1 protein-coding gene is annotated in these 245 nt (G+C 72.2%); it reads right to left on the bottom strand.

Features of this window, described 5'->3' with window-relative positions; translation table 11 throughout:
• Positions 1-10: 10 nt before the first annotated feature.
• Positions 11-245: Rid family hydrolase (locus KVT44_RS56620; protein ID WP_254651261.1), on the bottom strand; the 235-nt coding region annotated here is incomplete at its 5' end.

Below are 245 nucleotides of genomic sequence, written 5' to 3'. Positions count from 1 at the left end.
CATCCGCCGATCAGCCCGGACGCACCGCGGCGACGACCTCGACCTCCACCAACTGGTCCTCGTAGCCCAGGGCGGCCACCCCCATCAGGGTGCTCGGCACGTCGTGCTCACCGAACGCCGCGCGCACGACCTCCCAGGCCGCGACCAGATCCCGCCGCTCCGACGACGCGACGAGGACCCGCGTCGAGGCGACGTCCGCGATCCCGGCACCCGCGGCATCCAACGCGACGAGCATGTTCTCGACA

The organism is Streptomyces sp. GbtcB7, from assembly GCF_019091445.1.
GTDB classification, from domain to species: domain Bacteria; phylum Actinomycetota; class Actinomycetes; order Streptomycetales; family Streptomycetaceae; genus Streptomyces; species Streptomyces mirabilis.
Note: the sequence above shows the minus strand (reverse complement) of the source record. Positions and strands in the feature narration are given on the sequence as shown.